We start from the raw sequence: 297 nt of genomic DNA, 5'->3' as shown, positions 1-297 counted from the left end.
AGGTGGGCTACAAGTTCCGCCCGGAGTACATCATCGATCAGGGCTACTACAACAACCAGTACCGGGTGCCCAGCAGGGAATTCCGGGATTTACAGGCCTTCCAGCGCCGGGAGGTGGCAAAGCTGGCCAAAGAGATGGTAGACATCACCCACGAGTGTGGGTGTGAGGCCATGATGTTCCTGGGGGACCACTGGATCGGCACCGAGCACTTTATGCCGGAGTTCAAGACCATCGGTCTGGATGCCGTGGTGGGCAGCGTGGGCAACGGTTCCACCCTGCGCCTGATCTCGGACATTG

General features: G+C 59.6%; 1 protein-coding gene. It reads left to right on the top strand.

Translation table 11 applies throughout. From position 1 onward, the window contains the following. Positions 1-297, top strand: a 297-nt coding sequence (locus P0G09_RS19185; RefSeq protein WP_275253464.1) for a 1,3-beta-galactosyl-N-acetylhexosamine phosphorylase N-terminal domain-containing protein, incomplete at both ends; no start/stop codon positions are given.

Origin of the sequence: Faecalibacterium sp. DFI.5.82 (assembly GCF_029076575.1) — a bacterium.
Taxonomy (GTDB): Bacteria; Bacillota; Clostridia; order Oscillospirales; family Ruminococcaceae; genus Faecalibacterium; species Faecalibacterium duncaniae.
Note: the sequence above shows the minus strand (reverse complement) of the source record. Positions and strands in the feature narration are given on the sequence as shown.